We start from the raw sequence: 6,019 nt of genomic DNA on the forward strand, positions 1-6,019 counted from the left end.
AACCTAAGAAAGATATTCCGGGCTACCGCTTCGTAGAGACTAAAAACTTCCAAATGGAGATATCGAGCACGTATACGAAAAAGTTAAAACAAGTCATAAAGATAAAGAAGGAAACGAAATTCCAAATTATTCAACAGAAGACGGAGAACAACCTAAGAAAGATATTCCAGGCTACCGCTTCGTAGAGACTAAGAAACTTCCAAATGGAGACATCGAGCACGTGTACGAAAAAGTTAAAACTCCAACACCAACTCCAGCTCCAACACCAACTCCAGTAGTAGAAAAATCTACAACATGGGTAGATGAAAATGGAAATCCATTAAAACAAACTGAAAAAGGAACTAAAGATCCAGGATCAATCCCAGGATATGAATTAGTTAAGACTGTAGTTGATAAAGATGGAAATGTACAACACATTTTCAGAAAAGTAACAACTCCAAATCAACCAGTAACTCCTGCTAAACCTGAACAGCCAGAAACTCCAGTTAAACCTGAACAACCAGCTAAACCTGAAGTGTCAGCTACACCAGCACCTCAAGAAAAAGTGGTTCGTCAAGAGTTACCACAAACAGGAACTGGAAATGAAGCAGCAGTATTTGGTGTTGCAGCATCAGCTATTCTTGCAGGATTAGGCATGATGGCTCCAGCTAAAAAGAAACAAGATGAAGAGTAAAATACTTTATCAAATAATCGAATAGATTAGAGTTTTTGAGACGACTTCGGTCGTCTCTTTTTTATGAATGAAATGATTCAAAGTTTAAACATTTATAAAATCTTAATAAAAATGCAATTGAAATTTATAAAAAATCTCCACAAATCTTCAAGAAAATAAAGTAAGATAGTAATGTCAAAGGAGGTTAATGACATGAAAAAAATATTTCGCCCTATAGTTGTTGCTACAATGCTATTAGGACTTGTTTCTCAGCAAGTTTATGCAATTGATACAACAGCCATTAATGACAAATGGGGGAAACCAACTGTTGTTTACGGTGGAGGATTAAGTGATCAACAAATTAAAGAAACATCTAAATTATTAGGAATTAAGGATGAAAATACTGTAACGACAACAAAAGCTACAGGAGAAGACTTAGTGAAATATTTAGGAGCTGGTGAAGCGAATACTTCTGTAATGATTTCATCTGTAATGGTTCAAAAGAGAAATAAGGGGGAAGGGGTAAAAGTTCATATTGCTACTCCGAAAAATATTACTCTTGTTACTTCTGAACAATATGCCAATGCTGCGATTACAGCAGGGGTAGCTGATGCAGAAATTGAAGTAGCTGCTGTATCTAAAGTGACAGGTGAATCTGCTTTAACAGGTGTATATAAAGCTTTTGAAGCAAATGGAGTTGTATTAGATGGAAAACGTACAGCAGTTGCTCAAAAGGAGCTAGAGTTAACGAATCAAATTGCTCAAGAACAGGCAAAAGAAAAAGGCTTTGATGCTGCAAAATTAGATCAAGCTATGATTGATATTAAGAAAGCTCTAGCAGAAATCAAAGAAAAACAAGGTCAAGTAGCGACAAAAGAAGACGTTGAAAGAATTGTGAATGAGGCATTAAAAAAATATGGATTAGATAAAGTTATTAGTCCAACTCAAGTGAATAATATTATTCAGTTTGCCTTAAGTTACCAACAAACTAGTGCGATTGATTCCAAACAAGTATTAGAACAATTAAATTCATTATCTAATACTGTAAAAGGAAAAATTGGTCAATTAGTGAATCAAGCCAATCGTGAAGGATGGTTGGATAAAATTGTGACATTCTTCAAAGAAATATTTAATGCTATTTTTAGTTCAAAATAGAGAGTAACAAAAAAGTCCATAGAGCGAATCTATGGACTTTTTACTGTCTAAAATAAAATAAATAATAAACTTAAAACAATAATTAATTGAATACATAAACCAATTAAAGCAATGTATGGCGTATCTAAACTAGTATCATTTTGTTCTTGAGCAATGGAAATGACAAATGTTACGATAAATGTAAACAAATGCAATGTAAAGAAGAATAAAATGACGACTAATAAAGCAATTGGAGATACAAATGTCATAAATGCTGTAATGATTAATAAAATAATCGCTAAAGCATTCATCGATTCATATTGTGTTAACCAGTAATGAAATACATGTTGTCGTTTTAAGAAAATATGTTTCACTCCAAAAGCAATGACTGGGAATCCAAAATAAAATACTGCGTAAAATAATAATAGTTTTAAGAAAACTAAAATATAATTTGGAGTAACCGTTAAACTTGGTAAGATAGAAATATCCGCTAGTAATTGATATTGGGATAAAACTGCTCGAATACCATGTGTAGTAATATAAGCTGATAATAATGTCGAAACGATAATCATAATGTAACCAAATAATCGACTATTTTGACGTTTTCTCGAATAATTATTTGTTGGATGGATTAATTTTCCAAAGAAAAAGCTAAAGAAACGAGTAATTTTTCTCCAAAAGCTTGAATAAATCGCTTGGTTATTTTTAATACGGTATTCTTGATCACTTCTATTTTCTACAGAATTTGGTTGAGTAGATTTATTTTCTTCATCAAATAAAGATGTTTGAATCGTTGTTGAATTTTCATCTAACTGTTCTTCTTGAATAGTGCCACAGAAAGGACATAAAGTTTCTTTCTCTTCAATTAATTCGTGGCAGAAAGGGCAATGTTTCACGTAAATTCTCCTTTATCAATCATAATTCATTTTCTCTGTTGTATTGTATCATAGAATGCAAGTGGACAAAAGAAAAAGGACTAGAAATCTCTAATCCTTTTATAGTGGCATATACATAATATATGTGTCATGGTGTTCACATCACACATGAACAAACAGCTACATCCGGTAGTGTGCAAGCACATCTGTTCCACTTGACTTAGCAGACTTCTTTGTCTGCTTGTCGCCTCATCGCATAGATAATATTATAGCAGAGAAGAGAGTAGCTGTCACGTAAAAATACTAAATATCCAAAATTTTTCAATATAAAAAGCACCTTAAAAGGTGCTCAGTGATTACATTTCAGTAAATGCTAGTGGAACTAAATCACGTAAAATGGTTTCTTTTAATTCGCCTTTATTATTAGAAAGGTAAATTGGAGTATCAGCAGGGCATAGTTCTACTAATACTTGACGGCATAAACAACATGGAGGTAAGAAGTAGTCTGTTTTACCAGCTACTACAAGCATTTCCACATCTTCTTTTTGATAGCCTTTTGTTACCCCAGTGAATAAAGCAGTACGTTCTGCACAGTTTGTTGCTCCAAAAGATACATTTTCCACATTAACTCCAGTAATTACTGTTCCATCTTTATATAAAATGGCACAGCCTACTGGAAAGTTAGAGTATGGACAGTATGAATGTTCCAATGCATTTTTTGCATGTACATATAGTTCTTCAGGTTTCATAAAAGTTCTCCTTAAATGGGATTATTTTTCACGAATAATTTCGATTTTGTATCCATCAGGATCTTTCACAAAATAGTAGTTTGCTGGATTTCCAGGAAGACCTTTTAATTCTGTAACATCATAGCCTTTAGCTACGTGTTCAGCATGCCATCCTTCTAAATCATTGCTACTAATTGCAATATGACCGTAACCGTCTCCGATTTCATATCCTGGATGTCCGTAGTTATACGTTAATTCTAATTCGTAATCGTCACCTTCAAATGCTAAATAAACGATTGTAAATTTGTGTTCTGGAAAATCTTTACGACGAGTTTCTTTAAATCCAAATGCTTCTTGGTAGAAAGCTAAACTCTCTTCTAAGTTTTTAACACGAACACATGTGTGTAACATTTTTGACATAGTATTCTCTCCTTTTGGATGTTTTTGTCTTATTAGCATAACGGATTATAAGTTTCAATGCAAGAAATATACAACTTAAGATAAAAGGGAGTGTAATCCAAAATGTAAACACTTGTATATAAAATAAATACACTTTTTAATGAAAATCGAGTAAAAATGATTGCAGTTCAAAAAAGAATTTGCTATTCTGTTACCATTATGAAATAAAATAGAGTTAATCATCTAAATGAGGTGTCAAAGTGAAAGTAATTAAATTTGGTGGAAGTTCATTAGCCAATAGTCAACAAATCAAAAAAGTATTTCAAATTGTACAAGCAGATAGTGATAGAAGAATTGTCGTTGTATCTGCACCAGGAAAACGTCATTCAGACGATGAAAAAGTAACGGATTTATTAATTCAATTAGCAACTTCTCAAATTGAAGGAAAATATAATGAAGCAGTTTTAGAAGTGATTTTAGAACGTTATCAAGAAATTTATGATGAATTACAATTAAATTCAGATGTAATGAACAACATTCGTCAGCATTTTGCAACATTAAAGGAAAGTAATTTAGAACCTGCTTATTTAATGGATGCGTATAAAGCAAGTGGGGAAGATAATAATGCAAAATTAATCGCAGACTATTTTACAAAAGAAGGTTTACCAGCAAAATATATTAGCCCTAAAGAAGCGAATTTATTCGTCAGTGATACTCCAGGAAATGCTCAAGTATTAGAAGAAGCGTATAAAGAATTAGAATACTTACAATTAGAAAAAGACATTATTGTATTCCCAGGATTCTTCGGAGTTACAAAAGATGGAAAAGTTGTGACATTTTCTCGTGGAGGATCAGACATTACAGGATCTATTTTAGCGAATGCCGTTTCTGCTGAAGAGTATGAAAACTTTACAGATGTGGATGCAATCTTTGTAGCAAGTCCAAAATTAGTTCATAAACCAATTGGAATTGATGTATTGTCTTATACAGAAATGCGTGAGTTGTCTTACGCAGGATTTTCAGTATTCCATACAGAAGCATTATTACCAGCCATTAAAAAAGGAATTCCAGTTCATGTATGTAATACGAATAATCCTTCTGCAAAAGGAACTTACATTATGAAAGGGAAAGTAAATTCACCTTCAATTATTTCTGGAATTGCAAGTTCTTCAGGTTTCGTTAGTGTTTATATTCAAAAATATTTAATGAATCACGAAATTGGATTTTTAAGAAAAACATTACAATTATTCGAAGATGAAGGGGTAAGTGTAGAACATATTCCAACAGGGATTGATGATGCAACGATTATTATTCGTGGAGAAGATGCTACGGATGAAATATTAGATCGCATTGTACATCGTTTGAAAGTAGAACTAAATGCGGATGAAGCACACTACGAACGAGGATTATGCTTAATCATGTTAGTAGGGGAAGGAATGGTTAGCATGGTCGGTACAACTGCTCGTGTTGCTAGCACATTAGCCCGTGAACAAATCAATATTGAATTGTACAACCAAGGGGTATCCGAAGTTTCTATGATGTTTGGTATTAGAGAAGAGTACGAAAAACGTGCGATTCAAGCATTATATGACGAATTCTTTGGTGAAGAAGTAGAATACGAAGTAGTGGATAAATAGTAAATTAAATAAAACAAATACAAGAGAACTTTCTAATGTAGCAATGGACGGTAGCAACCTCGCAAAGCGAGTTTCATACCACTAACGCTACATTGGAAAGTTTATTTTATTTGAAAAACTACTTGCTTTTAATTTTAAAATAGGGTAAACTTGTTCTTGTATCAGATACAACTTTAAGAGGAGCGGAATTATGGATACTAAATTTTCAGTTGCATTACATATTCTTTCAATGATAAGTGAGAGTAGTACTATTTTAAGTTCTCAATCTTTAGCAGAAAGTGTTGGAACTAATGCAAGTTATATTCGTAAAGTCATTGCTTTATTAATTTGTTCGGAAATAGACTTGTAAAAGGCTTTCAAATGTGCTATACTGACTATAGTGTTTTTGTTAGGGATATAAATGGGTTTTAAGAGCTCCTTTTTGAACCACAGGCAGAAATATGAATAACCGTGCTTCTGGCACAAGGAGGAAAATGTTCATGGAACAAGGTAAAGTAAAATGGTTTAACGCGGAAAAAGGTTTTGGATTTATTGAACGCGAAGACGGAAGTGACGTATTCGTACACTTCTCAGCTATCCAATCAGAAGGATACA

6 protein-coding genes and 2 pseudogenes are annotated in these 6,019 nt (G+C 32.9%); 5 read left to right on the forward strand and 3 right to left on the reverse strand.

The genetic code is table 11. The features are described 5' to 3' along the window. Positions 1-673 (forward strand): annotated as a pseudogene (locus tag HMPREF0446_RS08700) (MucBP domain-containing protein); the annotation flags it as partial. A gap of 192 nt (positions 674-865) precedes the next feature. Further along, a complete protein-coding gene (locus HMPREF0446_RS02545) occupies positions 866-1,807 on the forward strand; it encodes a DUF1002 domain-containing protein (protein WP_020991300.1) in 942 nt (313 codons plus the stop codon). 47 nt (positions 1,808-1,854) lie between these two features. On the opposite strand, the gene HMPREF0446_RS02550 is transcribed toward HMPREF0446_RS02545, so the two are convergent. From HMPREF0446_RS02550 to gloA, 3 genes are all read right to left on the reverse strand, one after another. Beyond that, on the reverse strand, positions 1,855-2,682 hold the full coding sequence (locus tag HMPREF0446_RS02550; protein ID WP_006702973.1) for a zinc ribbon domain-containing protein: 828 nt from the start codon (positions 2,680-2,682) through the stop codon (positions 1,855-1,857). 335 nt (positions 2,683-3,017) lie between these two features. After that, entirely contained in the window at positions 3,018-3,410 is a 393-nt protein-coding gene (cdd, locus tag HMPREF0446_RS02555) for a cytidine deaminase (protein WP_006702972.1), read from the reverse strand. Positions 3,411-3,431: 21 nt separating this feature from the next. Continuing rightward, the gene (gene gloA / locus HMPREF0446_RS02560) at positions 3,432-3,809 is read right to left on the reverse strand and encodes a lactoylglutathione lyase (RefSeq protein WP_020991301.1); all 378 of its coding nucleotides are present in this window, start codon (positions 3,807-3,809) and stop codon (positions 3,432-3,434) included. A 239-nt stretch (positions 3,810-4,048) separates the two neighbouring features. Between gloA and HMPREF0446_RS02565 the strand changes: the two genes are divergently transcribed. From HMPREF0446_RS02565 to HMPREF0446_RS02575, 3 genes and pseudogenes are all read left to right on the forward strand, one after another. Beyond that, positions 4,049-5,425 (forward strand): aspartate kinase, encoded by a 1,377-nt coding sequence (locus tag HMPREF0446_RS02565; RefSeq protein ID WP_006702970.1) that lies wholly within the window; start codon positions 4,049-4,051, stop codon positions 5,423-5,425. A gap of 190 nt (positions 5,426-5,615) precedes the next feature. After that, positions 5,616-5,750, forward strand: a pseudogene (locus HMPREF0446_RS08285) (Rrf2 family transcriptional regulator); the annotation flags it as partial. 154 nt (positions 5,751-5,904) lie between these two features. After that, on the forward strand, positions 5,905-6,019 hold a 115-nt coding region (locus tag HMPREF0446_RS02575), incomplete at its 3' end, for a cold-shock protein (RefSeq protein ID WP_020991303.1).

It is taken from the genome of Granulicatella elegans ATCC 700633 (assembly GCF_000162475.2).
In the GTDB taxonomy this organism is placed as follows: domain Bacteria; phylum Bacillota; class Bacilli; order Lactobacillales; family Aerococcaceae; genus Granulicatella; species Granulicatella elegans.

Coding starts and splice junctions, on each gene's coding strand:
- HMPREF0446_RS02545 (WP_020991300.1), top strand. CDS start 866: ATGAAAAAAATATTTCGCCCTATAGTTGTTGCTACAATGCTATTAGGA.
- cdd (WP_006702972.1), bottom strand. CDS start 3,410: ATGAAACCTGAAGAACTATATGTACATGCAAAAAATGCATTGGAACAT.
- gloA (WP_020991301.1), bottom strand. CDS start 3,809: ATGTCAAAAATGTTACACACATGTGTTCGTGTTAAAAACTTAGAAGAG.